The sequence below is a fragment of the Bordetella ansorpii genome (assembly GCF_900078705.1).
Lineage (GTDB): Bacteria > Pseudomonadota > Gammaproteobacteria > Burkholderiales > Burkholderiaceae_B > Bordetella > Bordetella ansorpii_A.
On record NZ_FKIF01000009.1, the window covers coordinates 172,870 to 197,781 of the forward strand.

Below are 24,912 nucleotides of genomic sequence, written 5' to 3' on the forward strand. Positions count from 1 at the left end.
GATCGGATACGGCGAGACGTCCTTACCCCTGCCCCAGCAACGCCTTCAACCCGTCCTCGTCCAGGATGGTCACGCCCAGTTCCTGCGCTTTTTTCAGTTTGCTGCCGGCATCCTCGCCCGACACCACGTAGGCCGTCTTCTTCGACACCGAGCCGCTGACCTTGCCGCCCGCGGCCTGGATGTGCATCGTGGCTTCCTCGCGCGTCCAGTTCGGCATGGTGCCCGTCAGCACGAAGGTCTTGCCGGCCAGCGTGGTGCCCTGCGGTTGCGCCTCGGCCACCGGTTCCACGCCCTGCTGGCGCAGCAGGTCGACGATCTCGCGGTTGTGCGGCTCCGCGAAGAAACGGTGGATGGAGCCCGCCACCACCGGCCCCACGTCGGGCACGGCCAGCAAGGCTTCCTCGTCGGCATTCATCACTGCGTCGATCGAGCCGAAATGGCGCGCCGTATCGCGCGCCGTGGTCTCGCCCACGTGGCGGATGCCCAGCGCGAACAGCAGCCGGCCCAGGGTGGGCTGGCGAGCCTTGTCGATGGCCTGCACCAGGTTCTCGGCGGATTTCTCGCCCATGCGGTCCAGCGCGGCCAACTCGGCGCCCTTCAGGCTGTAGAGGTCGGCCAGCGACTTCACCCGGCCGCTTTCCACCAGTTGGTCGACCAGCTTCTCGCCCAGGCCTTCGATGTCCAGCGCCTTGCGGCCGGCGGCGTGCAACAGGGTCTGCTTGCGCTGCGCGGCGCAGAACAGGCCGCCGGTGCAGCGCGCGATGGCCTCGTCTTCCAGGCGCTCGATGGCCGAGCCGCATACCGGGCAGGCCGTGGGCATGACGAACAGCGGCGGATCGCCCTCGCGCTTCTGCAGCACCGGACCGACCACCTCGGGAATCACATCGCCCGCGCGCCGTACGATCACCGTGTCGCCCACGCGCACGTCCTTGCGGCGGATCTCGTCCTCGTTGTGCAGCGTGGCGTTGGTGACGGTGACGCCGCCCACGAACACCGGCGCAAGGCGCGCCACCGGCGTGATGGCGCCGGTGCGGCCCACCTGCACCTCGATGCCCAGCAGCTCGGTCGTGGCCTCTTCGGCGGGAAACTTGTGCGCCACGGCAAAACGCGGCGCCCGGGCCACGAAGCCCAGCACGCGCTGGGCCGGCAAGGCATCGACCTTGTAGACCACGCCGTCGATGTCGTAGGGCAGGTCCGCGCGGATCTCGCCGACCTGCCTGTAGAAGGCCATCAGCCCGGCGGCGCCCTGGGCGCGATGGTTGTGCGCCACGTTCACGGGCAGGCCGATCTCGGCCAGCCAGGCCAGCATGTCGCCATGGCTGTCGCGCGGCAGCGTGGAGGCCTCGCGCACGCCCGGCGCGGGTTCGTCGTAGACGTCCGACTCGCCGCGCGGCAAGCCCTGCACCTCGCCCCAGCTGTAGGCGAAGAACGTCAGGCGCCGCTGTCCGGTGATGCGCGAATCGAGCTGCCGCAGGCTGCCCGCCGCCGCGTTGCGCGGATTCACGAAGATCTTCTCGCCGCGTTCGGCCTGGGCCTGGTTCAGCCGCTCGAAATCGGCGCGCGTCATCAGCACTTCGCCACGCACCTCCAGCACCTTGGGCGCGGGGCCTTTCAGGCGCCCGGGGATCTCTTTGATGGTGCGGATGTTGGCGGTGACGTCTTCCCCGGTCTGCCCGTCGCCGCGCGTGGCGGCCTGCACCAGCAGGCCGTCTTCGTAGCGCAGGCTGATGGCCAGGCCATCCAGCTTCAATTCGCAGAAATAGGTGACCTGCGCGTCGGCCGCCAGCAAGCCGGCGTTGCGCAGCGTGTCGGACACACGCTTGTCGAAAGCGGTGACGTCGTCTTCCTCGAAGGCATTGCCCAGCGACAGCATGGGCACCGCGTGGCGCACGCTGCCGAACTCGGCCTGGGGCGCGGCGCCGACGCGTTGCGTGGGCGATTCCGCCGTGACCAGTTCGGGATGCTCGGCCTCGATGGCCTGCAGCTCGCGCATCAGCGCGTCGTAATCGGCATCCGATACCGTGGGCGCGTCCTGCGTGTAATAGCGGACGTTGTGCTGCTCGATCTCGGTACGCAGGACGGCGGCGCGTTCGGCCGGCGTCGGCAAGGTGGGCTTGCTATCCGTCATGGCATGTCCAGTCCGGCGCGGGCGACCTCAACCGCGCCGCCAGGCCGCCGGATAAAAAATCAAGAAAAGACCCGCAGCGCGCGCTCGCCGCCGGCCGGCAGCCCGGCCTGCTCGAGCTGCTGGAACAGGACCTGCAGGCGCTCGTCGATGACAGCGTCGGCGCCCTGCCCCAGCGGCTTGCCCTGGTCATCGACCAGATCGGCGCCCAGGCGTTCGGCCAGATCCCGGCCCACGTCGACCATGCGGCCGAAGGCGCGCGTGTCGGCCGGCGTGCACGGCACGTCCAGCAGCAGGTACAGGCGGTCGGCGGGCGCGCCGCCCGCTTCCAGCGGCGCGCCGTCGGCGCGCGACAGCGTGAATCGCGTCACGCCGGTGTCGGCCAGCCAGGCCAGGCGCGGCCCGTCGATCGAGAAGCCCTGCGCCAGGGCGGCGGACAGCACGTCGGAGGCCGGCAGCGGCGCCTGCATCACCAGCGTCAGGCCCACCTGCGTGTCCAGGGCCGCGCAGGTGTCGTCCAGGCGGGCGGCCTGTTCGAGCGCGGCCTGCTGGTCGGGACTTTCGATGTTGCCGTCGAAACGGTCGGCCAGGTCCTGCGCGCGCGCCCAGGCCTGCGACCATTCGATGGCGGTCAGCGCACCGCTGCGGTTGGCCAGCAGTACGGCCAGTTGCAGCGATACATAGGCTTCCTGCAGATGCACGCGGGCGCGGTGGCGATGCCCATCGGTCTGGGCGAAGAGGCGCAGGGGCTTGCGGCCCACGCTGCGCAGGCCTTGCAGATATGGCGCCAGGTCGGCGCCGCGCACCGGCTCGCTGAACCGCACCTCGATGACAACCTCGCAGGCGGGATCCGGCTCCTGGGGATCATCGGCCTCGTGCGACGGAGCCTCGGCAGACACGGCGGCGTTGCTGTGGCCGATGCCGGGCTCACGGCGCGAGGGGCCCACCGGCGCGGCGCCCGCGCGCATGTCGCCGGCTCCCAGCAGCGGATCCTGTTCGGAACCGGGAAACTGCGCCTGCATCTTGCGGCGTACCCGGCGGTCTTGCCACCAGTTGAATCCCAGCACCAACAGGATGAACAGCACACCCAGGGCAATCAGCCCCATCTGCAAATCGCTCATTTATCAGTTCCGCACCGCGCAGGGCGCGTTTATCACTCTAGGGGGTTATTCGGTCGCCATCTGCACGGCCGAATCTATGTCTACGGCAACGATACGCGAAACGCCCTGTTCCTGCATGGTCACGCCGACCAATTGCTTGGCCATCTGCATGGCGATCTTGTTATGAGATATGAACAGGAACTGCGTCTGCTGGCTCATGGCGCTGACAAGGTTGGCGTAGCGCTCGGTATTGGCGTCGTCCAGCGGCGCGTCCACCTCGTCGAGCAGGCAGAACGGCGCGGGGTTGAGCTTGAACAGCGCGAACACCAGCGCGGTGGCCGTCAGCGCCTTCTCACCGCCTGACAGCAAATGAATGGTGCTGTTGCGCTTGCCGGGCGGCTGCGCCATGACCTGCACGCCGGCATCGAGGATCTCGTCGCCGGTCATGGTGAGCCTGGCTTCGCCACCGCCGAACAGGCGCGGGAACAGCTCGCCGAAATGGCCGTTGACGGTATTGAAGGTCTCTTGCAGCAGTTCGCGGGTCTCGCGGTCGATCTTGCGGATGGCGTCCTCGAGGGTCTCCATCGCGGTCATCAGGTCCTGCTGCTGTGAATCCAGGAAGGTCTTGCGCTCGCGCGAGGAGGTCAGTTCGTCCAGGGCAGCCAGGTTGACCGAGCCCAGGGCATCGATCTGGCGCGAGATGCGGCCCACCTCGGACTGCAGCCAACTGGCCCGGCGCCATTCGTCGGGCTTCTCGGCCAGTTCGCGGGCCAGCGCCTCGCGGTCGACTTCGCGCGCATTGAGCTGCTCGGTGAACTGCGCTTCGGCCAGGCGGGCGGCCTGCTCGTCCAGCTGCAATTGCGTGATGCGGTTGCGCAGCGGTTCCAGGCCACGCTCTTGCTGCATGCGTTCCTCGTCGGCGGCGCGCAACCCGGCGGACAGGTTGTCCAGCTCCTGGCGCGCGCGCAGCAGGGCTTCCTCGCATTCGGCGCGATGCTCCAGCGCGTCCTGCAGGCCCGCCTGCGACGCCGAGGCGTCCAGTTCGGACAGATCGGCGTCGAGCTGTTCCATCTCGGTGCGGCCCCGGTGGCTCTGGTCCGCCGCCAGTTGCCGGTTGCGTTGCAGGTCGGCGATGCGGGCCTGCACGCTGCGTTCGGCGAACTCGGACTCCTGCGCGGCGCGTTCGAGCTCGCGCAGCTTGACACGGGCGGACTCCGCCTCGGCGGCCAGGTCTTCGCCGGCGATTTCGGCATCGGCAAACCGCGACTGATGCTCGCCCAGCTCGGCGTCGAGGGTCTCGAAGCGGGCCTCGGCTTCCTCGCGGGTGGCGCGCAGGTCTTCCTCGTGCGCGGCCAGTTCGTCCAGGTCCTGGCGCAGGCGCGAGGCCCGCTCGCCCGATTGCTCGGCCTGCTGTTGCAGGCGCGAGTGTTCGAGTTGGATGTCATGCACGCGGCGCGTGACTTCGGCCACGCGCTGGCGCGCCGGCGCGACGGCCTGCGAGACCTGCTGCCAGTCCGCTTCGGCGCGCGCCACTGCGCTGCGGGCCTGGTCGGTGATCAGTTGCTGCGCCTTGATCTCGCGCTGCAGGTTCTCGATTTCCTGCTGGCGGCCCAGCATGCCGGCCTGCTCGGAGTCGGGCGCGTAGAAACGCACGCTGTGGCCGTCGACCACATGGCCGGCCTGGACCACGCAGATGGCGCCCTCGGGCAGCGAGGCCCGGCCGGCCAGGGCCTGCGCCAGATCGGGTGCGGTGTAGACGTTGCGCAGCCAGTCGTTCAGCAGCGCCTTCAGGCTGGGCTCGGTGACGCGCAGCAGGCTGGCCAGCGGCACGAGGCCCGCGGGCGCGGCGGGAGCCGGCGCGGGCGTGGGCAACTGGTAGAAAGCCAGGCGGGCGGGCGGCGCATCCTCGGCGAAGGCGCGCGCCCAATCCAGGCTGCGCACTTCCAAGGCGGCCATGCGTTCGCGCAGCACGGACTCCAGGGCGGTTTCCCAGCCAGGCTCGACGTGCAACTTCTGCCACAGGCGGGACAGGCCGGCCAGTTCGTGGCGCGCCAGCCAGGGCTCCAGCGCCCCCTGCTTCTGCACGTCTTCCTGCAGCTTGACCAGCGCGGACAGGCGCGCCTCCAGGCGGGCCAGGCTCTGCACTTCCTGCTGGGCCGCGCCCTGGGCGCGGGTGCGCTGGGCATCGGCCTCGGGCACGCGGCCTTCGAGTTCGGCCAGTTCGGCCTGGGCCGCTTCGAGCTGGTCCTCGCCGGCGGCGCGATCGCCCGCCAGTTGCTCCAGCCGGGCGGGATCCGGGGCGTGCAGTTCGCGCAGTTCCTGCTGCAGGCGCTCGCGGCGCTGCTCGAGGGTCTGCAACTGGCGGTCGGCGTCGCGCTGGCTTTGCGCGGCCAGGGCCAGGTTCTGCTCGACGCGCGCCAGGTCGCCGCGCATGCCGTCGCGCGCGGCGGCGGCTTCACGCACGCGGGCCTCGACGTTGGGCAGCGACGCCTGGGCGTCCTCGGCACGCGCGCGCGCCTCTTCGGTGCGCGCGGCGCCCGTGGCCAGGTCTTCCTCGGCCTGGGCGATCTGCTCGATGCAGTGTTCCTGCTGGGCGCCCCATTCGGCGATCTGCGACGCCAACTGCTGGCGGCGGGCCTGCAGGCGATTGCGCGAATCGACTACGTGGCGGATCTCGGCCTCGAGCCGGCTGACCTGGCCATTGGCCTCGTACAGTTGCCCTTGCGCGGCGTGCACCGCGTCGCCGGCGGCATAGTGGGCCTGGCGATGCGCCTCGAGCGCGGCCTCGCCCGCCCGCAGACTGGCCGTGGCGGCCTCCAGCGCGTTCTGCGCCTGGGCCATCTCCTGGTTCTTGCGCACGCGCTCGTCGCGCGCGCCGGTTTCCTTCAGCAGCCACAGGGCGTATTGCTTCAGCTCGCCGTCGGACTGCAATTCGCGATACTGGCGGGCCACTTCCGCCTGGGCCTCCAGCTTTTCCAGCTGGTTGCCCAACTCGCGCAGGATGTCTTCGACGCGCGTCAGGTTCTCGCGGGTATCGGACAGGCGGTTCTCGGTCTCGCGGCGGCGCTCCTTGTAGCGCGACACGCCCGCGGCCTCTTCGAGGAACACCCGCAGCTCTTCGGGCTTGGCCTCGATCAGGCGGTTGATCATGCCCTGCCCGATGATGGCGTAGCCACGCGCGCCCAGGCCGGTGCCCAGGAAGATGTCGTGGATGTCGCGGCGGCGGACCTGCTGGTTGTTGACGTAATAGCTGCTGGTGCCGTCACGCGTGAGCACGCGGCGCACCGCGATCTCGGCGTAGGTGCTCCATTGCCCCGCAGCGCGGCCCTCGCTGTTGTCGAACACCATCTCGACCGAGGCGCGAGCCGCCGGCTTGCGGTTGCCCGAACCGTTGAAGATCACGTCCTGCATCGACTCGCCGCGCAGCTCCGAGGCCTTGGCCTCGCCCAGCACCCAACGCACCGCGTCGATGATGTTGGATTTGCCGCAGCCGTTCGGCCCCACCACGCCCACCAGTTGGCTGGGGACGGGAATGACGGTGGGGTCGACGAACGACTTGAATCCGGCGAGTTTGAGCTGGGTAAGACGCACGGTGCGGTGGCGGAGCGGTTATTCGAAAAGGAAAGAGACGCATCGACGCGGGCCGACATGCCGCGAATACGAAAGCGGCCCCTGGGGGCCGGCGGACACGGGTCGTATGATACCCCAGGCGCTCCCGCGGACGTCCGGGGGCCGACGCGGCGCCGCCCTCCGGCGCGCGCCATGCACGGGCGCATCCGGAGTCCGGCCAACGCAGCCGGACGCTATACTCGCTGACACTTTGTCGTACAGCACAACTTTCCGCCCAAGGACATCGTCCAGGGCAGCGGGGACATCCTTTTGAAACGCGGGTTCTATCTGGTCATGGCCGCGCAGGCCTTCTCGTCCATGGCGGACAACGCGTTGTTCATCGCGGCCATCGCCCTGATCCAGGAATTGCGCGGTCCCGACTGGATGGCGCCGATGATGAAATGGACCTTCGCGCTGGCCTACGTGGTGCTGGCCGCCTTCGTGGGCGCCGTCGCGGACACCTTCCCCAAGGGCCGTGTCATGTTCGTCACCAACGCCATGAAAGTCGGCGGCTGTCTGCTGATGTTCTCCTACGCCAGCGTCGGCCTGTCCCATGACCTGCAGACCGTCCTGGTCTGCCTGGCCTATGCCGTGGTGGGCATCGGCGCGGCCGCCTACTCGCCGGCCAAGTACGGCATCGTCACCGAGATGCTGCCGCCCGACAAGCTGGTGGTGGGCAACAGCTGGATCGAGGGCCTGACGGTGCTGTCCATCATCATCGGCACGGTGCTGGGCGGCGCGCTCATCTCCCCCAAGGTATCCGAGGCGCTGCTGATGCACCCGACCATCGGCACGCTGGTCCACACCCCCGCCGAGGCCGCCATCCTGGTCATCTCCGTGGTCTACCTGCTGGCCGCGCTGTGCAACCTGCTGATCCCGCCCACGCACGTGCGCTACCCGCCGCAGCAGAAGAACCCGCTCAAGCTGGTGCGCACCTTCACGGGCTACGTCCGCGTGCTGTGGCGCGACAAGCTGGGCCAGATCTCGCTGGCGGTCACCACCCTGTTCTGGGGCGCCGGCGCCACGCTGCAACTGATCGTCATCGAATGGGGCCGCGACCACCTGGGCTACCGCCTGGACCAGGCTTCCATCCTGATGGGCGTGGCCGCGCTGGGCACCGTGGTGGGATCGATCCTGGCCGGCCGCATCCCGCTGCGCAAGGCGCTGTGCGTGCTGCCGGTGGGCGCCTCGATGGGCCTGGTCGTGCTGCTGATGCCGCTGGTGTATTCCCCCTGGGCGGTGTACGTGCTGCTGCTGCTGATCGGCGGCCTGGCCGGCTTCTTCGTCGTGCCCATGAACGCCCTGCTCCAGCACCGCGGCCACGTGCTGCTGTCGGCCGGCCATTCCATCGCCGTGCAGAACTTCAACGAGCAGCTCAACATCCTGCTGATGGTGGCCATGTACTCGCTGATGCTGTGGCTGAACATGTCGATCAACACCATCATCGTGGTCTTCGGCCTGATCGTCTTCACGCTGATGACCGTGGTGATGTACTGGTGCCGCCTGAACCGCCGCGCGCATCCCGACATGCTGGAACAGATCGGCCAGGAAGGCCACGGCAAGGCGCTGGGCGACGGGCACTGACTCCCGTCCGGAAAAAAACGGGGCCGTTCGACGGCCCCTTTTTTTTGGATGGCGGATACGAGAACCCTATGACAACGTGGCCGCCAGGCGCAGGTCCTGCCAGCTGCGGGCCTTCTCGGCCGGGCTGCGCAGCAGGTAGGCCGGGTGATAGCTGACGATCACGGGAATCCGGCGGCCGTCGCTTTCCAGGTGATGGACGCGGCCGCGCAGGCTGCCGATGGTGGCGTCCGTGCCCAGCAGCGTCTGCGCCGCGAAGCGGCCCACCACCAGGATGCGCTCGGGCTTGAGCAAGGCGATCTGCCGCATCAGGTAAGGGCTGCAGGCGGCGATTTCGTCGGGCGTCGGATTGCGGTTGCCCGGCGGGCGGCACTTGATCACGTTGGCGATGAAGACATCCTGTTCGCGGCTCATGCCGACCGACGCCAGCATGGCATCCAGCAACTGGCCCGAACGTCCCACGAACGGCAGGCCCTGCCGGTCTTCCTGCTCGCCTGGCGCCTCGCCCACCACCATCCAGCGCGGCGCGGTTGCGCCCATGCCGAAGACGGCGTTGCGCCGTCCCCGGCAAAGGCCGCAGGCCTCGCAGCCGGTGACCATGCCGCGCAGGGTCTCGACGTCGGCCCCCCGCACCTGGCGCAGGCGCGCTTCCTTGGCTTCGGAAGTTTCCGCGACGTAGGGTGCGGGACCGCGCGGCGCGGCGGCTGCCGCGGGCGCCGGGGCCGCATTGCGGCCCGTCGCGGCCAGCGCCGCCTTGATGTGTTCGGAGGCCGTGGAAGGCGGACCGCCCGCGGGCTTGGCCGGCGAGGCATCGACTTGCGTGCCGGGGCGCGCGGCCACCGGCCCCTGCCTCGCCATCGTTTCAGCGGCCTGCGGTGCCTTCTCCAGCGCGGCAACGGGCGCGGCAACGGGCTGCGCCGGCGCCGCCTCGCGCAGCCAGGTCTTCTCGATACCCAGCTCGCGCAACCACAGCCGCTGCAAGGGATTGACGCGCGGCGCCGATGGCGCCCCCGCCCGGACGTGCGCACCCGTCATGCGTCGCCGCTCTCGATGGTCTTCTGCATGACCAATGCATCCTCGCGTTTACCTTTACCGCTCGGATAATAGCCCCTGCGCACACCGACCCGCAGGAAACCGGACTGCTCGTAGAAACCGACGGCCCCTTCGTTCGAGGGCCGTACCTCGAGCAACAGCCCAGGCACGCCGGCCTGCCGGGTGCGCATTTCGCACCACGCCAGCAATCTGCGCCCCAGGCCGCGGCGGTGCAACGCGCGCGGCACAGCGATCACCAGCAGGTGCGCCACGTCTGGCGCCAGCATCAGCAGGCAGAACCCCACCAGGCGGCCCTGCGCGCGCAGCACGCAGCCCGGATAGCCCGCCGCCAGGCCGTCGGCGAAATTGCCGCGCGTCCAGGGAAAAGCCTGCACCTGGGCCTCGAGGTCGGCCACGTCGTCGAGATCGGCTGGCGTCATCGGCAGCAGTTCGAGGTCATCGATGGGCGGCGGGGCATTCGGCCTGGACGGCACCGCCGGCTCGGCCAACTGGGTGCCGGCACGGGGATTGCCCCCCTGCCCGGCCAGACGCTCGGCGGTGGTGAAGGCCACCTTGTCCCGCACGTACAGCGGCGCGGCCGCGTCGGGATCCACGGTGTCTCCACGCTGCCAGGCCTGCCATGCCAGGCGCGCCACGGCGGTGGCCCGCGGCCGGGTCGCCGCGCAGCGCCGCGTGCCGGAGCCGGCCTCGGCCATCACGGGATAGGCATCCCAGGCGTCGCCGGCACGCAGCAGCGCCAGCGGCCGGCCGGCCTGTTCCGACCAGATCGGCAGGTGATGCAGCGCCCAGGGCATGGCCTCGGCCGCCGCGATCAGCATGGGCGCCCGCAGCTCGCGCCAGCCGTCGCCATCAGGCAGGTAAGCCGCCAGGTAGACCTCTTCCATGCGCGCATCCAGCGCCACCAGGACGGCCTCTTGCGGGCCGGCGCCGCTTTCGGCCGCCACGGCCAGATGGGACACCACGGGCAGCACCGGCACGCCCAGTCCCAGCGCCATGCCCTGCGCCACGCCACAGGCCACCCGCAGGCCGGTAAAGGCCCCGGGGCCCTGGCCGAACGCCACGGCTCCCACGTCGGCGGGCACCCGCCCGGCGCGCGTCAGCAACTCCCGCGCCATGGGCAGCAGGCGTTCGGCGTGTTCCTGGGCGCCTTCGTGTTCGAGCAGATCGAGGCGAGGTGTTCCCTCCCCATCGCACAAAAGCGCCACGCCGCAGCGCGTGGACGAGGTTTCAAAGGCCAGCAGAGTCAAGTTCATGGTGCGGAATTGTACGAAATTGGAGCAACCCTTCGAGAAAAAACCGAGAGTTTTCAACCGTTATGCGCAATGTGTAATACATTGTGAAATGCCGATTGCCCGCGGTTCTCGTCACTGTTACATTTCCGGCCATGAATACTCAAAACACCACCCCCATCCGCAAGATCCTCGTCGTCGACGATGACCCCCGTCTTCGCGATCTGCTGCGGCGCTACCTGTCTGAACAAGGGTTCAACGTGTTCGTCGCCGAGGATGCCAAGGAAATGGGCAAGCTCTGGCAGCGCGAGCACTTCGACCTGCTCGTCCTCGACCTGATGCTGCCAGGCGAAGACGGCTTGTCGATCTGCCGCCGCCTGCGGGGCGGACACGACAATACGCCGATCATCATGCTGACCGCCAAGGCAGAAGAGATCGACCGTATCGTCGGCCTGGAAATGGGCGCGGACGACTACCTGTCCAAGCCCTTCAACCCGCGCGAACTGCTGGCCCGCATCAACGCGATCCTGCGCCGCCGCGGCACCGAGGAGCACCCCGGCGCGCCCAGCCAGGAAAACGAGTCGATCGCCTTCGGCCCGTACGTGCTCAACCTCTCCACGCGCACCCTCACCCGCAACAGCGAACAGGTGCCGATCACCACCGGCGAATTCTCGGTGCTGAAGGTGTTTGCCCGTCACCCCAAGATTCCCCTGTCGCGCGACAAACTGATGGAACTTGCGCGCGGCCGCGAGTACGAAGCCTTCGACCGCAGCCTGGATGTGCAGATTTCGCGTCTGCGCAAGCTGATCGAGCCGAACCCGTCCAAACCGGTCTTCATCCAGACCGTCTGGGGCCTGGGCTACGTTTTCGTGCCGGATGGCGGAAGCTGATAAAACAGCCCGTATCACCGGGCAGGAGCGTGCTCCTGTGCCCCGCTTACGCAGACTTCTCCGCAACCTGACTTCCCGTCTGCGCCTGGGTCTCTTCGGGCGCACGTTCCTTTTGCTGGCCGCGCTCATGCTGGTCAGCCTTGGAGCGTGGTTGCAGGTCTTCTTCAGCATGGAGCTGGGACCGCGCGCCAACCAGATGGCCCAGCGGGTGATCACTGCCGTGAACATCACCCGGACGGCGCTCGTCTATTCGCATGCGGAGGAGCGCAGCAAGTTGCTGCTCGACCTGGCGACCAACGAAGGTATCCAGGTCTATCCGCGCGAAGTCACCGATTTCACCGAAGGACTGCCCGACGACGACTACTGGCAGCGCGTGGCGCAGCAGATCCGCGCCCGGTTCGGCGCGGATACCCAGATCGCGTGGGGGGTCAATCAGGTACCCGGCTTCTGGGTCAGCTTCCAGATCGACCAGGATCTCTACTGGCTGGTGTTCGAGCGCGAGCAGATCGGGCTGACCGGCGGCATAGAGTGGCTGGGCTGGGGCGCGACCGCGCTGCTGCTGTCGCTGGTGGGCGCCGCGGTCAGCGTGGGCTTCGTCAACCGGCCGCTGTCACGGCTGGCGCGCGCGGCCCAGGTGCTGTCGCGCGGCGAAACCCCTGCATCGCTGCCCGAGCAGGGGCCGCTGGAGATCCGCGACCTCAATGCCTCGTTCAACCGCATGTCGAAAGACCTGCGCCAGGCCGAGGCCGACCGGGAATTGATGCTGGCGGGCATCTCGCACGACCTGCGCACGCCGCTGGCGCGCATGCGCCTGGAAATCGAGATGAGCGGCGTGTCGGAAGACGCCCGCCAGGCCATCGACGACGACCTGGCCCAGATCGACCACAGTATCGGCCAGTTGATGGAATACGCCCGCCCGGCGGGCACCCTGCCCCAGTTGGCCACCGACATCTCCCTGGTGCTGCACGAGCTGTTCGAGCGCGAGCGCAGCCATACCGCGTCGCTGGGCGGCGAGCTCGAGGCCAACATCGAGCCCGGCCTGCGCGCGCGGATCACCGCGCTGGACCTCAAGCGCATCGTCGGCAACCTGATCGAGAACGCGCGCCGCTATGGCCGCTCCACCGATGGACTGGCCCACCTGGTCATGACCGTGCAATCCGAGGGCAGTACGGTGGCCATCGAAGTCTGCGACCGCGGTCCCGGCATCGCCCCCGAGGAAGTCGAACGTCTCCTGCGCCCCTTCTCGCGCGGCGAAGCAGCCCGCACCGGCGTCAGCGGCGCGGGCCTGGGCCTGGCCATCGTCGAACGCCTGCTCAAGCACGTCGGCGGGTCGCTGAAAATGCAGCCCCGGCCGGGCGGCGGCCTGAAGGCACGCATAGAGCTGCCCAAAGCCAAATTTAGAAATTATCAATTAGACATCGAAAATCAATAGCGTAAAATTAGATGTCTCGGCTCCACGCGAGCCCCTTTCCACCCAACACCTAATGGGAGCACACATGAAAACTGTTGGCGATAAACTCGAGTCCTTCAAGGTCACCGGCGTCAAGCCCGGCTTCAACCAGCACGAAGAAAACGGCGTCTCGGCCTTCGAAGACATCACCGAAAGCTCGTTCCCCGGCAAGTGGAAGGTCATCTACTTCTACCCGAAGGACTTCACCTTCGTGTGCCCGACCGAAATCGTCGGCTTCGACAAGCTGGCCAAGGATTTCGAAGACCGCGACGCCGTCCTGCTGGGCGGTTCGTCGGACAACGAATTCGTCAAGCTGGCATGGCGCCGTGAGCACCCGGACCTCAACAAGCTGGGCCACTACCAATTCGGCGACACCACCGGCTCGCTGATCGACCAACTGGGCGTGCGCGAGAAGGGCGCTGGCGTGGCGCTGCGCGCCACCTTCATCGTCGATCCGGACAACACGATCCAGCACGTTTCGGTGAACAACCTGAACGTCGGCCGTAACCCCGAGGAAGTCCTGCGTCTGCTGGACGGCCTGCAAACCGACGAGCTGTGCCCGTGCAACCGCACGGTCGGCGGCGACACGCTGTAAGCAATACGCTGGCCCGGTTCGTCCGGGCTTTTCTTGCTCCAGAATATAGGTAAAAGCTATGGAATTCCTCTCTACCATCAAGGAACAACTGCCGGATTGGGCGAAGGACATCCGCCTGAATCTGGATTCCGTCATCGCCCGCTCCACGCTGGCGCCGGAGGATGCGCTGGGCGCTGCCCTGGCCGCCGCCTTCGCCGCGCGCAGCCCGTTCCTGGTCGACGCCTTCAAGGGCGCGCTGTCCGAGACCGACGCGAACGCCGCGCTGACCGCCGCGACGCTGATGGGCATGAACAACGTCTGGTATCCGTACGTCGAGATGTCGGGCGACGCCCAGTTGAAGACGCTGCCGGCCCAGTTGCGCATGAACGCCTACGCCACCCATGGCGGCGTGGACAAGAAGCGCTTCGAACTGTTCGCCCTGGTGGCGTCGATCATCGGCAAGTGCCACTTCTGCATCCAGTCGCACTTCGAGAACCTGCGCAAGGACGGCTTCAGCTCCGAGCAATTGCGTGACGCCGGCCGCATCGCGGCGGTGGTCAACGCTGCTGCCCAGGCGCTGGCGGCGCAAGGCAAGTAAGAAGCCGCGGGCCACGCCCGTTCGGCCCGCCGCCTCGCATTGCACGGCTTCGGTCCCTTGGACATGGCGCATGTCCAAGGGACCGCGCATGTCCAGGCTGATCAAGTCTTGCGAAGGCGTGCCGCCGCACGACCTCGAACCGCACGGCCACGGCGGCATGTACGGCATCCGATCCGGCGCAGGCCGTGGCGAGGATGACCACCGGCATGGCAGGCAAGCCTCAGCGGCACAGCCATGCGCCATCCGCCAGGGCCAGGGCGAGACCGGGGTCGAGCCAGGCAAGAAACACCACGGCCAGCAGCAGCGCCCCCGCCGTGGCCAGCGCGCCGCGCGTCCCCCAGGTCACGATGCGGCGGTCCATCATGAGGCGATCCCGGCCGTGCTCGCCTGCGGCGAAGGCCGGTCGTCGATCGGCCAATGCACCCACGCCGCCATCAGGCCCAAGGCGATCGACGCCATCCATATCAGGTCGTAGGACCGGTACGCGTCGTACACGAGGCTGCCCAGCCATACCCCCAGGAAACCGCCAATCTGGTGCCCCAGAAACACCAGGCCGAAGAGCGTACCGATATAGCGCACCCCGAAGATGCGGGACAGCACGCCGTTGGTCAGCGGAACGGTCCCCAGCCATAGAAAACCCATGACCGCCGAAAAGGCGTAGGCGCTGAAAGGCGTGACGGGGACGGCCACGAAGACCGCGATGGCGAGGGTCCGCGCCACGTACAGCGCGCTGAGCACCTGGCGCGGCGGCCATCGGCCGCCCAGGCGCGCGCAGGCGTAATTGCCGAAAATGTTGGCCAGCGCGATGATGGCCAGCGTGGCGCCGGCCTGTCCCACGCTCAGGCCCCGTTCGGCCAGATAGGCGGGCATGTGGGTCGCGATGAACGCCAGTTGGAACCCGCATGCCGTGAATCCGACGTTCAGCAGCCAGAAGTCCCGATGGCGCAGGGCCTGGCCGATGGCGGCCGCCATCGACGGCTGCGCAACCGCGATGCCGGCGGCGCCGCGCCCCGAGCGGTCGCGCAACAGCACGGCCAGCGGCGCCAGCGCAAGCAGGCACACGCCCAGCACGACCGCCGCGTGTTGCCAATCGGCGCGTTCGAGCAGCCCCTGGGCCACGGGCACCATGCAGAACTGGCCCAGCCCGCCCAGCGCGCCTGCCACCGCCATTGCCCAGGCGCGCTGCCCCTCGGGAAAAATCCGGCTGAGGGCGCCGTACACCGTGCCGAAAGCCGTGCCGGACAGCGCCATCCCTATCAATACGCCATGGGTCAGCGCAAACGCGCCCGGGGTGCCGGCATGGGCCATCAAGACCAGGCCGCCGGCGTAGGCCAGCAAGCCGAGCGCCAGGACCTTTGCCGACCCATGGCGGTCGGCCACCATGCCGGTGAAAGGCTGGGCCAGGCCCCACACCAGGTTCTGCACCGCCAGCGCCAGGCCGAATGCCTCGCGCGGCCAACCCTGCGTGGATACGACGGGTTGCAGGAAAAGCCCCTGGACGTGCCGCACGCCCAGCGCGGCGCCCATGATGGCGCCGGCGGCGATGACGATCAGCCAGCGGTGGCGGAGGACTTCGGTGGGCTGCGGCATGGCGGGGCGGGTTCCTGGCCAGGGTGGTGGGACGTGCATCGCCCACGTCCGTGCCGCCTGTCCCCTCGGGGCAGGTGCGGCGCGGCGGGCAGTGCACGGCCAGTCTGCCCGCCCGCCGGCGGACCATCAAGAAATTGTCCTAGGAACAGCGTTCATGGGCCGCAGTCCGCCACGGCCGCCGCCCTGTCCGGCTCAGTCGCTGGACCAGACCGCCAGTTCGTAGCCGTCCGGATCGATGAAGTGGAAGCGGCGGCCGCCCGGAAAGGAAAACACCGGGCGGCTGATGGTGGCGCCCATGGCCTCGAGGCTGTTCTGGGTCGAGGCCAGGTCATCGGCATAGAGAATGACCAGCGGGCCGCCCGGTTTGACGGGTTCGCCGGTGGTGAAGCCGCCGGTCAGCCGGCCATCGGTGAATTCGGTATAGGTCGGGCCATGATCGGTGAACGTCCAGCCGAACACATTCCCGTAGAAGGTCTTGCTGCGCGCCATGTCGCTGACGTTGAACTCGATGTTGTCGATCTGGCGGTCCTGTCCTCGCGTACCCATGCGTCCTCCTCGCTGAGATTGATCCGATCTTCGATTACATCATGCACAGGGCGGCGTCTCGGGCGTGGCGGCGTAGAATGACGCTTTTCCCCCGCCCAGCCTCTCGATGCCTCCGCTCTCCGACGTCCGCCCCATCGGCATCTACGACTCGGGCGCGGGAGGGCTGAGCACCCTGCGCGACATCCGCCACGCCCTGCCGGACGAGCCGCTGGTCTACGTCGCCGATTCGGCCCATCTGCCCTACGGGGAAAAATCCCAGGAATTTCTCGAACGGCGCGCGCTGGCCATCGCGGACTACTTCGTCTCGCGCCACGCCCGCGCCATCGCGGTCGCCTGCAATACGGCCACCGCGGCGGCCATCGGCACGATACGCGCGCACCATCCCGACCTGGTCGTCGTGGGCATCGAACCCGCCATCAAGCCAGCGGCGCAACTCAGCCGCACAGGCGTGATCGGCGTCTTCGCCACCCATGGCACGCTGGCCAGCCCGCGCTTCGCCGCGCTGGCGCAACGGGCGGCTTCGGGCGCCCGGGTCGTGCTGCGGCCCTGCCCCGACTGGGTACTGCTGGTGGAGAACGGACAACTGGACGACGATGCCGCGCGCGCCGCCGTGGATAGCGCGGCGACCGCGCTGCTGGACGCAGGCGCGGACGTGCTGGTGCTGGGCTGCACGCACTTTCCTTTCCTGCTGCCCATGCTGCGGCAGCGCGTCGGACCCGATTTTCCCATCATCGAGCCTGGCCCGGCGCTGGCCAGGCAACTGGCGTACCGGCTGCGCACCGAGGCGCCCGCGCTGGTGGCACCGGCGGGATACGCCGGCGGCTGCGAACTGCTGACCAGCGGCGACGCCAGCCGCCTGGGCGAGCAGGCGATGCAGTTGCTGCAATGGGACCTGCCTGCTGAACGACTGCCGGCCACCTGGCGTTGATTCGCCAGGGAAGCCTCGCCGCCCTTGAAAGACAGCGCGAGCGCCGGGCAGGCCCCCCCGACGCCGGCAGCCGCCGTCACGCGCCAAGGCGCCTTCACGCCTGAAAAGCTCGGCGGCGGCGTCGCGCGGCGCCAAGCCGCTGACACCGGCGATCAGGCCGGCTCGATACGTCCCAGCAGCACGACCGTCGTCGCCGCGATCCCCTCCTTGCGGCCCAGGAACCCCAGGCTTTCGTTGGTCTTGGCCTTGATGTTGACGTCGCCCTCGCTCAGGCCCAGGTCGGCGGCGATGTTGCGCACCATGGCGGTGGCATGCGGGCCGATCTTGGGCGCCTGGGCGTGGATCGTGGCGTCCACGTTGACGGGCTGCCAGCCGGCCCGCCGGACCTTTTCGGCGGCCGCGCGCAGCAGCACGCGGCTGTCCGCGCCGCGGTATTGCGGATCGGTATCGGGGAAGTGGCGGCCGATGTCGCCCAGGCCCGCGCCGCCCAGCAACGCGTCGGTGATGGCGTGCAGCAGCGCGTCGGCGTCGGAATGGCCCAACAGGCCATGAGTGTGCGGGATGGCGACGCCGCCCAGGATCAGCGGGCGGCCCTCCACCAGGGCGTGCACGTCGAACCCCTGGCCGACACGGAAGGGAATGGTCATCGATGTTTCTCCTGTCGCTGCGCGACATCCAGCCCGGGCAGGCGAGCGCCCGCCTCGGACAGCCAAGCAGGAACGCCGAAACGCAGGCCCGGACGCCGGCCGGCGGCCTCCTTCCCACATCCTTCCGTTTCGGACGGGCGGCGAGCGGGTCTGCTCACAACCATCGTTCCATCAATTCGAAATCGTCAGGCCACGTGACCTTGAAATTGCGGGCCTCGCCGGTGACCAGGCACGGCGCGTGACCGGCGGCCTCGATCGCCGAGGCCTCGTCCGTGACGGCCAGGCCGCCCTGCACGGCGGCGGCCAGGCACCGGCCCAGCAAACCGGCCCGGAACATCTGCGGTGTCTGCGCCAGCCACAAGCCCTGCCGGTCCACCGTGCGGGCCACGCGGCAGGGGTCTTGCGCCGAACCGCCCGCCTTCACCGTATCGGCCACCGGCAGCGCCAACAGACCGCCCACCGGATCGGCCAGGCAGGCGTCGATCAGGCGGGCCAGCGCGGCCGGCGTCAGGCCGGGGCGGGCCGCATCATGCACCAGCACCCAGTCGTGCTCGCCCGCGCCGCTGTCGGCCAGGGCATTGGCCACGGTGCCGGCGCGCGTGGCGCCGCCGCACGGGCGCCATACGGTGCGCGGCAGGCCTTGCAACGCTTCCTCGACCCAGCCGTCGCCGGCCGACACGGCCACGCGGACCTGGGCGATGCGGTCGTCGGCCAGCAACGCCCGCACGGCGCGCCGCAGCATGGGCTGGCCGTCCAGCAGGCGATATTGCTTGGGAAGGGCCTGGGCGCCGGGCTGACTGGCGCGGGCGCCCACGCCCGCGGCGGGCACGATGGCGATAAGAGTGTCGGACATGGTGCCGGGATTTTATAATCTTCGACCTGATGTCCGATTCCTCATCCTCCTCCGCGGCGCACCAGGGCTTGCCCGCCACCGCCGCCACGCTTCTCGCCCTCAAACCCGGCGCCCGGTACGCGCAACCGCGGCCGCCCGGCTCGGCCGATGGCTGGCTGCTGGCCGACCTGGCCAGGCAGGCCGGCCGGCCGCTGGTGGTCTTCACCGCGGATCCCCTCGAGGCCCAGCGCCTGGCCGAGGAGATCCCGCTGTACGCCCCGCAGTTGCGCGTGCGCCAGTTGCCCGACTGGGAAACCCTGCCGTACGACGCGTTCTCGCCGCACCAGGACCTGATCTCGCAACGCCTGCACACGCTGCATGCGCTGATGCAGCGGGAAGTCGACGTGCTGACGGTGCCGGTGACCACCGCGCTGTACCGCGTGGCGCCGCCGGCCTTCCTGGCGGCCTACACGTTCTCGTTCCGCCAGAAGGACACGCTGGACGAGGCCGCCCTGCGCGCGCAGCTCACGCTGGCCAATTACACCCACGTCACGCAGGTCACCGCGCCCGGCGAATTCTGCCTGCGCGGCGGCCTGATCGACCTGTTCCCGATGGGGTCGGTGCTGCCCTACCGGCTGGACCTGTTCGACAACGAGATCGAATCCATCCGCAGCTTCGACGTGGACACCCAGCGCAGCCTGTACCCGGTGCGCGACGTGCAACTGCTGCCGGGCCGCGAATTCCCGATGGACGAGGAATCGCGCAACCGCTTCCGCGCGCGCTTTCGCGAAGTGTTCGAGGGCGATCCCTCGCGCGCCATGCCGTATCGCGACATCGGCAACGGCATCGCCTTCGCCGGGGTCGAGTACTACCTGCCGCTGTTCTTCGACCAGACGGCCACGCTGTTCGACTACCTGGCCCCGGGCACCATCACGGTCACGCTGGGCGATATCGACGACGCCGTCACGCGCTTCGGCCAGGACACGGCCAGCCGCTACAGCTTCCTGAAGAGCGACCGCGAGCGGCCCGTGCTGCCGCCCGAGGCGCTGTTCCTGGACAAGGAAGGCCTGTTCGGGCATTTCCGCGATTTCCCGCGCCTGGTGCTGGGCGGCGAACGCAGCCATCCCGATTTCGCCGCCGCGCCGGATGTCAGCATCTCGCGCCGGGCCGACGACCCGGTGATGCGGCTGCGCGCCCTGCTGGCGCGCGCCGACCTGCGCGTGCTGCTGTGCGCCGACTCGGCCGGCCGCCGCGAGACGCTGGCGCAGATGCTGGCCGAGCACGGCATCGCCCCGGCAGTGCAGACCGATTCGGTGCAGGCCTTCCTGGACGCCGATGCCCGTTTCGGCCTGGCGGTGGCGCCGCTGTCAGCGGGCTTTCTCATCCCCGGCGCCGGCCTGGCCTTCCTGACCGAGAACGACCTCTATCCCGGCCATACCGCCTCGCGCCGCGGCCGCCGTGCGCAGGAGCGCACCAGCAACGTCGAAGCCATGGTGCGCGACCTGGCCGAGCTGCGCGCGGGCGACCCGGTGGTGCATGCCCAGCACGGCATCGGCCGCTATCACGGCCTGGTCAACATGGACATGGGCGAAGGCGAGATGGAGTTCCTGCATCTCGAGTACGCCAACGGCAGCACGCTGTACGTGCCGGTCTCGCAATTGCACGTGATCGCCCGCTACAGCGGCGCCGATCCCGAAGCCGCGCCGCTGCACCAGTTGGGCTCGGGCCAATGGGACAAGGCGCGCCGCAAGGCGGCCAGGCAGGTGCGCGACACCGCGGCCGAACTGCTGGCGCTGTACGCGCAGCGCGCCGCGCGCGAGGGTTTCTCGTTCAAGCTGCCGCTGGGCGACTACGAGGCCTTCGCCGAAGGCTTCGGCTTCGAGGAAACGCCCGACCAGTCGGCCGCCATCCAGGCCGTCATCATGGACATGACCTCGGGCCGGCCCATGGACCGCCTGGTGTGCGGCGACGTGGGCTTCGGCAAGACCGAGGTGGCGCTGCGCGCCGCCTTCCTGGCCATCGCCAACGGCAAGCAGGTCGCCCTGCTGTGCCCCACCACGCTGCTGGCCGAACAGCACGCGCAGACCTTCGCCGACCGCTTCGCCGACTGGCCGGTGCGCGTGGTGGAACTGTCGCGCTTCCGCTCGGCCAAGGAAGTGGCCACGGCCATCGAGGGCATCAACGACGGCCGCGTCGACATCGTCATCGGCACGCACAAGATCCTGTCCAAGGACGTGCAGTTCAAGCGCCTGGGCCTGGTCATCATCGACGAGGAACACCGTTTCGGCGTGCGCCAGAAAGAGGCATTGAAGTCGCTGCGCGCCGAGGTCGACGTGCTGACGCTGACCGCCACCCCCATTCCGCGCACACTGGGCATGTCGCTCGAAGGCATCCGCGACTTCTCCGTCATCGCCACCGCGCCGCAGAAGCGCCTGGCGATCAAGACCTTCGTGCGGCGCGAGGACGGCAGCACCATCCGCGAAGCCCTGCTGCGCGAATTGAAGCGCGGCGGCCAGGCGTATTTCCTGCACAACGAAGTCGAGACCATCCACAACCGCCGCGCCCGCCTCGAAGAGCTGGTGCCCGAGGCGCGCGTGGGCGTGGCGCACGGCCAGATGCCCGAGCGCGAGCTGGAACAGGTGATGAAGGGGTTCTACCAGCAGCGCTTCAACGTACTGCTGTGCACGACCATCATCGAGACCGGCATCGACGTGCCCTCGGCCAACACCATCGTCATCCACCGCGCCGACCGCTTCGGCCTGGCCCAGTTGCACCAGTTGCGGGGCCGCGTCGGCCGCTCGCATCACCAGGCCTATGCCTATCTGCTGACGCCGGGCGAGGACGCCATCACGGCCAACGCCAAGAAGCGCCTGGAAGCCATCCAGGCGATGGAAGAACTGGGCTCGGGCTTTTACCTGGCGATGCACGACCTGGAGATCCGCGGCACGGGCGAGATCCTGGGCGACTCGCAGTCCGGCAACATCCAGGAGGTGGGCTTCTCGATGTACAACGAGATGCTGAACGAGGCGGTGCGCGCGCTGAAGAACGGCGAAGAGCCCGACCTGGATGCCCCCTTCAACCTGGCCTGCGAGGTGAATCTGCACGCGCCGGCGCTGTTGCCCAACGACTATTGCGCGGACGTGCACGGGCGGCTGGCGATCTACAAGCGCCTGTCGCATGCCCAGGACGAGGACGACCTGATCCAGATCCAGGAAGAACTGATCGACCGTTTCGGCAAGCTGCCCGAGGCCGCGCAGACGCTGCTGGCGACGCATCGCCTGCGGCTGGCGGCGCAGCCGCTGGGCATCGTCAAGATCGACGTCAGCGAATCGCAGGCCCTGATGCAGTTCGGGCCGAAGACGACGGTGGAACCGGTGCGCATGGTGGAACTGGTGCAGAAGCACAAGCACATCCGGTTCTCGGGGCAGGATCGCCTGCGGGCGGAGATCAAGGCGGTCCAGGTCAAGGAACGGGTGGATGCGGTTCGCGGGATACTGCGGGCGTTGCGGTAGATTTTCCTGTGTCCAGCCGGGTGCCGGTGGCTGTTAATCTTGCGGCGGGTTTTGGGGCGTTGTGGATTTTGAGTTCTTTAGACGCCTCTGCGTGGTTTGCCGGGCCGCGCCAGCCAAGTCGTCGGGCTCGGGCGCGCCATCAGGCGCCCTCGGTCCCGCTACGCGGGACTGCCCCTCCTCCAATTGGCCGGCACGGCCCGGCAAACCACGCAGAGGCTCTGATGAGACAAGCCGCGGCGCCATTGAAAAGCATGTCTCTCATGCCGAACGATGATGAGGCCGTCCGCATGCCATTGACGTGAGTCCTGCCGACACCCCGGCAGGACGCCTCCGAGCGGCATCGCTCAACCGCCTTATCACTTTTTTCCAAACGAACCGCAGTCCGACAAGACAATGAGCCAGATCCATCTCGTCATTCAATCCCCCGCCCTCGCCGTCGAGCACGCCGAGCAACTGGCCGCGCTGGCCCAGGCGCAAGGCGTGGCGCGCATTTCCACGACGGCGGCGCGGCTGTTGGACGTGCAGGCCGATGCACAGACGCGTGAAGAAGTGCGTGACTGGAGCGAGTCGCACGGCGTGGATGCCGCGTTCGTGCCGGCCGGCCGCCGCCTGTCCGATTGCCGCGTGCTGGCCATGGACATGGATTCGACGCTGATCAATATCGAGTGCATCGATGAGATCGCCGCCTGGGCCGGACGGGGCGAGCAGGTCGCGCGGATCACCGAGGCGGCGATGCGCGGCGAGATCAAGGATTTCCCGGAAAGCCTGCGCCGCCGCGTCGCGTTGCTGGAAGGCGTGTCGGCGCAAGCGCTGGAGCGCGTCTACCAGGACAAGCTGCGGCTGAATCCGGGCGCCGAGCGGCTGCTGGGCTCGGCGCGCGATGCAGGCATCAAGACGCTGCTGGTGTCGGGCGGGTTCACGTTCTTCACGGACCGGCTGAAGGAGCGCCTGCAGCTCGACAGCGCCCACGCCAATACGCTGGAGATCGGCGAGGACGGGCTGCTGACGGGCCGCGTGCTCGGCGACATCCTGGATGCCGATGCGAAGGCGACGTACCTGCGAGCCTTTGCCGCGCAGCAGGGTGCGTCGCAAGAGCAGATCATCGCGATGGGCGATGGCGCCAATGATCTGAAGATGTTGGCGCTGGCGGGTTATGCCGTGGCGTATCACGCCAAACCCATCGTGCGCCGCCAGGCGCCGTACGCGCTGAATGTATGCGGCCTGGATGGTGTGTTGAACTGGTTCGAGGCCTGATCGAACCAGTTCGGCGACGCGGATGGCCGATGCGCCGCCGAAGCGGCGACCGACCGTCAATCAGCCGGCCATGTCCAACACGACTCGGCCTTCGATCCGGCCGTTGCGCATGCGTTCGAAAACATCGTTGATGTTCTCGAGTTTGTCGGTGGAGACGGTCGCCTTGACCTTGCCCATTTCGGCGAACTCCAGCGACTCCTGCAAGTCCAGGCGGGTGCCCACGATCGAGCCGCGGACCGTCACGCCATTGAGGACCATGCCGAAGATGTCCAGCGGAAACTGGCCTGGCGGCAGGCCATTGAGCGATACGGTGCCGCCGCGCCGCACCATGCCCACCGCCTGCTCGAACGCCTTGGGAGAAACCGCCGTCACCAGCGCGCCATGCGCGCCGCCGATCTCCTTCTTCAGGTACGCGACCGGATCGGTGGTCCTGGCATTGACGGTCACGGTGGCGCCCAGCCGCCGGGCCAGATCCAGCTTGGCGTCATCCACGTCCACCGCCGCCACGTTCAGGCCCATGGCCCTGGCATATTGCACCGCCATATGGCCCAAGCCCCCGACGCCTGAGATCACGACCCAGTTGCCAGGGCGCGTGTCGGTCACCTTCAAGCCCTTGTACACCGTCACGCCAGCGCATAGCACCGGCGCGATCTCGGTGAATCCGACGCCTTTGGGCAAATGACCGACATAAGCGGCATCCGCCAGCGCATATTCGGCGAAGCCCCCGTTGACCGAGTACCCCGAGTTCTGCTGCGATTCGCACAGCGTTTCCCAGCCTCCCAGGCAATGCTCGCAATGGCCGCACGCGGAATACAGCCACGGAATGCCGACCCGGTCGCCTTCCTTGACATGGCGGACCCCCGCGCCCACCGCGACCACATGGCCCACGCCTTCATGGCCGGGAATGAACGGCGGCTTGGGCTTGACCGGCCAATCGCCCTCGGCTGCATGCAGGTCGGTATGGCACACGCCGCACGCCTCTATCTTGACGAGCAAATCGCCTGGCCCGGGGCGCGGCACCTCGACTTCCTCCAGCACCAGGGGCTGGCCGAACTCACGCACGACCGCGGCTTTCATCGTTCTTTGCATGGTATTCATCCTTATCCACGAATTGCGTCGCCACGGCACGGTTCAGCCGTGGACCATTCCGCCATCGATCGACATGGACACCCGGTGGCATGGCCGCATCGCCGCTGACCAGAAACACCCACGCGACATCCACGCCCGCATGCGCCAGGCGCGCCACGCGGCGCTCCAATACCGCTATACCGATGCTCATGCGGTCCACCCGCCGGGCGAGGAACGGGCGAATCAACGATAGTCCCTGTGGGGCTCCCGTGCAGGCCCTGATCGCCAGGCCTGTTGATGCAGATCAAAGATCGCGACGACCCGCG

General features: G+C 68.4%; 20 protein-coding genes. 8 read left to right on the forward strand and 12 right to left on the reverse strand.

The features are described from left to right. Window positions 1-22: 22 nt before the first annotated feature. Genes ligA through smc form a run of 3 tightly spaced genes read right to left on the reverse strand, consistent with a single transcriptional unit; the run spans window position 23 to window position 6,816 of the window. The gene (gene ligA, locus A6745_RS23560) at window positions 23-2,128 is read right to left on the reverse strand and encodes an NAD-dependent DNA ligase LigA (RefSeq protein ID WP_066132657.1); all 2,106 of its coding nucleotides are present in this window, start codon (window positions 2,126-2,128) and stop codon (window positions 23-25) included. Between the two features lie 59 nt (window positions 2,129-2,187). Beyond that, window positions 2,188-3,246 carry a cell division protein ZipA C-terminal FtsZ-binding domain-containing protein gene (locus tag A6745_RS23565; protein ID WP_066132659.1) on the reverse strand — a complete coding sequence of 353 codons (1,059 nt, stop codon included), beginning with the start codon at window positions 3,244-3,246 and terminating at the stop codon, window positions 2,188-2,190. A gap of 45 nt (window positions 3,247-3,291) precedes the next feature. Further along, on the reverse strand, window positions 3,292-6,816 hold the full coding sequence (smc, locus tag A6745_RS23570; protein ID WP_066132662.1) for a chromosome segregation protein SMC: 3,525 nt from the start codon (window positions 6,814-6,816) through the stop codon (window positions 3,292-3,294). Between the two features lie 288 nt (window positions 6,817-7,104). On the opposite strand from smc, the gene lplT reads away from it, so the two are divergent. Further along, on the forward strand, window positions 7,105-8,418 hold the full coding sequence (gene lplT, locus A6745_RS23575) for a lysophospholipid transporter LplT (protein ID WP_066132665.1): 1,314 nt from the start codon (window positions 7,105-7,107) through the stop codon (window positions 8,416-8,418). 66 nt (window positions 8,419-8,484) lie between these two features. Here the strand turns inward: lplT and A6745_RS23580 are convergent, their stop codons facing one another. Both A6745_RS23580 and tsaB read right to left on the reverse strand, forming a co-directional pair. Beyond that, window positions 8,485-9,450: a uracil-DNA glycosylase gene (locus A6745_RS23580; RefSeq protein ID WP_066132666.1), complete on the reverse strand. Its 966-nt coding sequence runs from the start codon at window positions 9,448-9,450 to the stop codon at window positions 8,485-8,487. Next, the gene (tsaB, locus tag A6745_RS23585; RefSeq protein WP_066132667.1) at window positions 9,447-10,721 is read right to left on the reverse strand and encodes a tRNA (adenosine(37)-N6)-threonylcarbamoyltransferase complex dimerization subunit type 1 TsaB; all 1,275 of its coding nucleotides are present in this window, start codon (window positions 10,719-10,721) and stop codon (window positions 9,447-9,449) included. Before tsaB ends, A6745_RS23580 begins: the two co-directional genes overlap by 4 nt. A gap of 131 nt (window positions 10,722-10,852) precedes the next feature. Between tsaB and risA the strand changes: the two genes are divergently transcribed. The 4 genes from risA (at window position 10,853) to A6745_RS23605 (ending at window position 14,209) form a co-directional block, all read left to right on the forward strand. After that, entirely contained in the window at window positions 10,853-11,587 is a 735-nt protein-coding gene (gene risA / locus A6745_RS23590; RefSeq protein ID WP_066132672.1) for a response regulator transcription factor RisA, read from the forward strand. A gap of 37 nt (window positions 11,588-11,624) precedes the next feature. Beyond that, window positions 11,625-13,019, forward strand: a complete 1,395-nt coding sequence (gene risS, locus A6745_RS23595; RefSeq protein ID WP_066132675.1) for a sensor histidine kinase RisS — start codon at window positions 11,625-11,627, stop codon at window positions 13,017-13,019. 64 nt (window positions 13,020-13,083) lie between these two features. Then, a complete protein-coding gene (locus A6745_RS23600; RefSeq protein ID WP_066132678.1) occupies window positions 13,084-13,632 on the forward strand; it encodes a peroxiredoxin in 549 nt (182 codons plus the stop codon). Between the two features lie 58 nt (window positions 13,633-13,690). Next, on the forward strand, window positions 13,691-14,209 hold the full coding sequence (locus A6745_RS23605) for a carboxymuconolactone decarboxylase family protein (RefSeq protein ID WP_066132680.1): 519 nt from the start codon (window positions 13,691-13,693) through the stop codon (window positions 14,207-14,209). Window positions 14,210-14,429: 220 nt separating this feature from the next. Here the strand turns inward: A6745_RS23605 and A6745_RS28825 are convergent, their stop codons facing one another. The 3 genes from A6745_RS28825 to A6745_RS23615 all read right to left on the reverse strand — a co-directional run bounded on the left by A6745_RS28825 (window position 14,430) and on the right by A6745_RS23615 (window position 16,345). After that, window positions 14,430-14,573 (reverse strand): hypothetical protein, encoded by a 144-nt coding sequence (locus A6745_RS28825; protein ID WP_156513517.1) that lies wholly within the window; start codon window positions 14,571-14,573, stop codon window positions 14,430-14,432. Continuing rightward, window positions 14,570-15,799: an MFS transporter gene (locus A6745_RS23610; protein WP_066132681.1), complete on the reverse strand. Its 1,230-nt coding sequence runs from the start codon at window positions 15,797-15,799 to the stop codon at window positions 14,570-14,572. The genes A6745_RS28825 and A6745_RS23610 overlap by 4 nt, the downstream gene beginning before the upstream one ends. A gap of 192 nt (window positions 15,800-15,991) precedes the next feature. Then, window positions 15,992-16,345 (reverse strand): VOC family protein, encoded by a 354-nt coding sequence (locus A6745_RS23615; protein ID WP_066132684.1) that lies wholly within the window; start codon window positions 16,343-16,345, stop codon window positions 15,992-15,994. Window positions 16,346-16,451: 106 nt separating this feature from the next. Between A6745_RS23615 and murI the strand changes: the two genes are divergently transcribed. Continuing rightward, window positions 16,452-17,273: a glutamate racemase gene (gene murI / locus A6745_RS23620; RefSeq protein WP_066132690.1), complete on the forward strand. Its 822-nt coding sequence runs from the start codon at window positions 16,452-16,454 to the stop codon at window positions 17,271-17,273. A 152-nt stretch (window positions 17,274-17,425) separates the two neighbouring features. On the opposite strand, the gene ispF is transcribed toward murI, so the two are convergent. Further along, the gene (ispF, locus tag A6745_RS23625) at window positions 17,426-17,920 is read right to left on the reverse strand and encodes a 2-C-methyl-D-erythritol 2,4-cyclodiphosphate synthase (protein WP_066132698.1); all 495 of its coding nucleotides are present in this window, start codon (window positions 17,918-17,920) and stop codon (window positions 17,426-17,428) included. A gap of 154 nt (window positions 17,921-18,074) precedes the next feature. Then, window positions 18,075-18,773: a 2-C-methyl-D-erythritol 4-phosphate cytidylyltransferase gene (ispD, locus tag A6745_RS23630; RefSeq protein WP_066132707.1), complete on the reverse strand. Its 699-nt coding sequence runs from the start codon at window positions 18,771-18,773 to the stop codon at window positions 18,075-18,077. Window positions 18,774-18,802: 29 nt separating this feature from the next. Between ispD and mfd the strand changes: the two genes are divergently transcribed. Beyond that, a complete protein-coding gene (gene mfd, locus A6745_RS23635; protein ID WP_066132710.1) occupies window positions 18,803-22,264 on the forward strand; it encodes a transcription-repair coupling factor in 3,462 nt (1,153 codons plus the stop codon). A 393-nt stretch (window positions 22,265-22,657) separates the two neighbouring features. Further along, window positions 22,658-23,518 carry a phosphoserine phosphatase SerB gene (gene serB / locus A6745_RS23640; protein WP_066132713.1) on the forward strand — a complete coding sequence of 287 codons (861 nt, stop codon included), beginning with the start codon at window positions 22,658-22,660 and terminating at the stop codon, window positions 23,516-23,518. 60 nt (window positions 23,519-23,578) lie between these two features. Here the strand turns inward: serB and adhP are convergent, their stop codons facing one another. Both adhP and A6745_RS29125 read right to left on the reverse strand, forming a co-directional pair. Then, window positions 23,579-24,607: an alcohol dehydrogenase AdhP gene (gene adhP, locus A6745_RS23645; RefSeq protein WP_066133186.1), complete on the reverse strand. Its 1,029-nt coding sequence runs from the start codon at window positions 24,605-24,607 to the stop codon at window positions 23,579-23,581. Next, window positions 24,573-24,797 (reverse strand): hypothetical protein, encoded by a 225-nt coding sequence (locus tag A6745_RS29125; protein ID WP_197488222.1) that lies wholly within the window; start codon window positions 24,795-24,797, stop codon window positions 24,573-24,575. Before A6745_RS29125 ends, adhP begins: the two co-directional genes overlap by 35 nt. Between the last annotated feature and the right edge of the window lie 115 nt (window positions 24,798-24,912).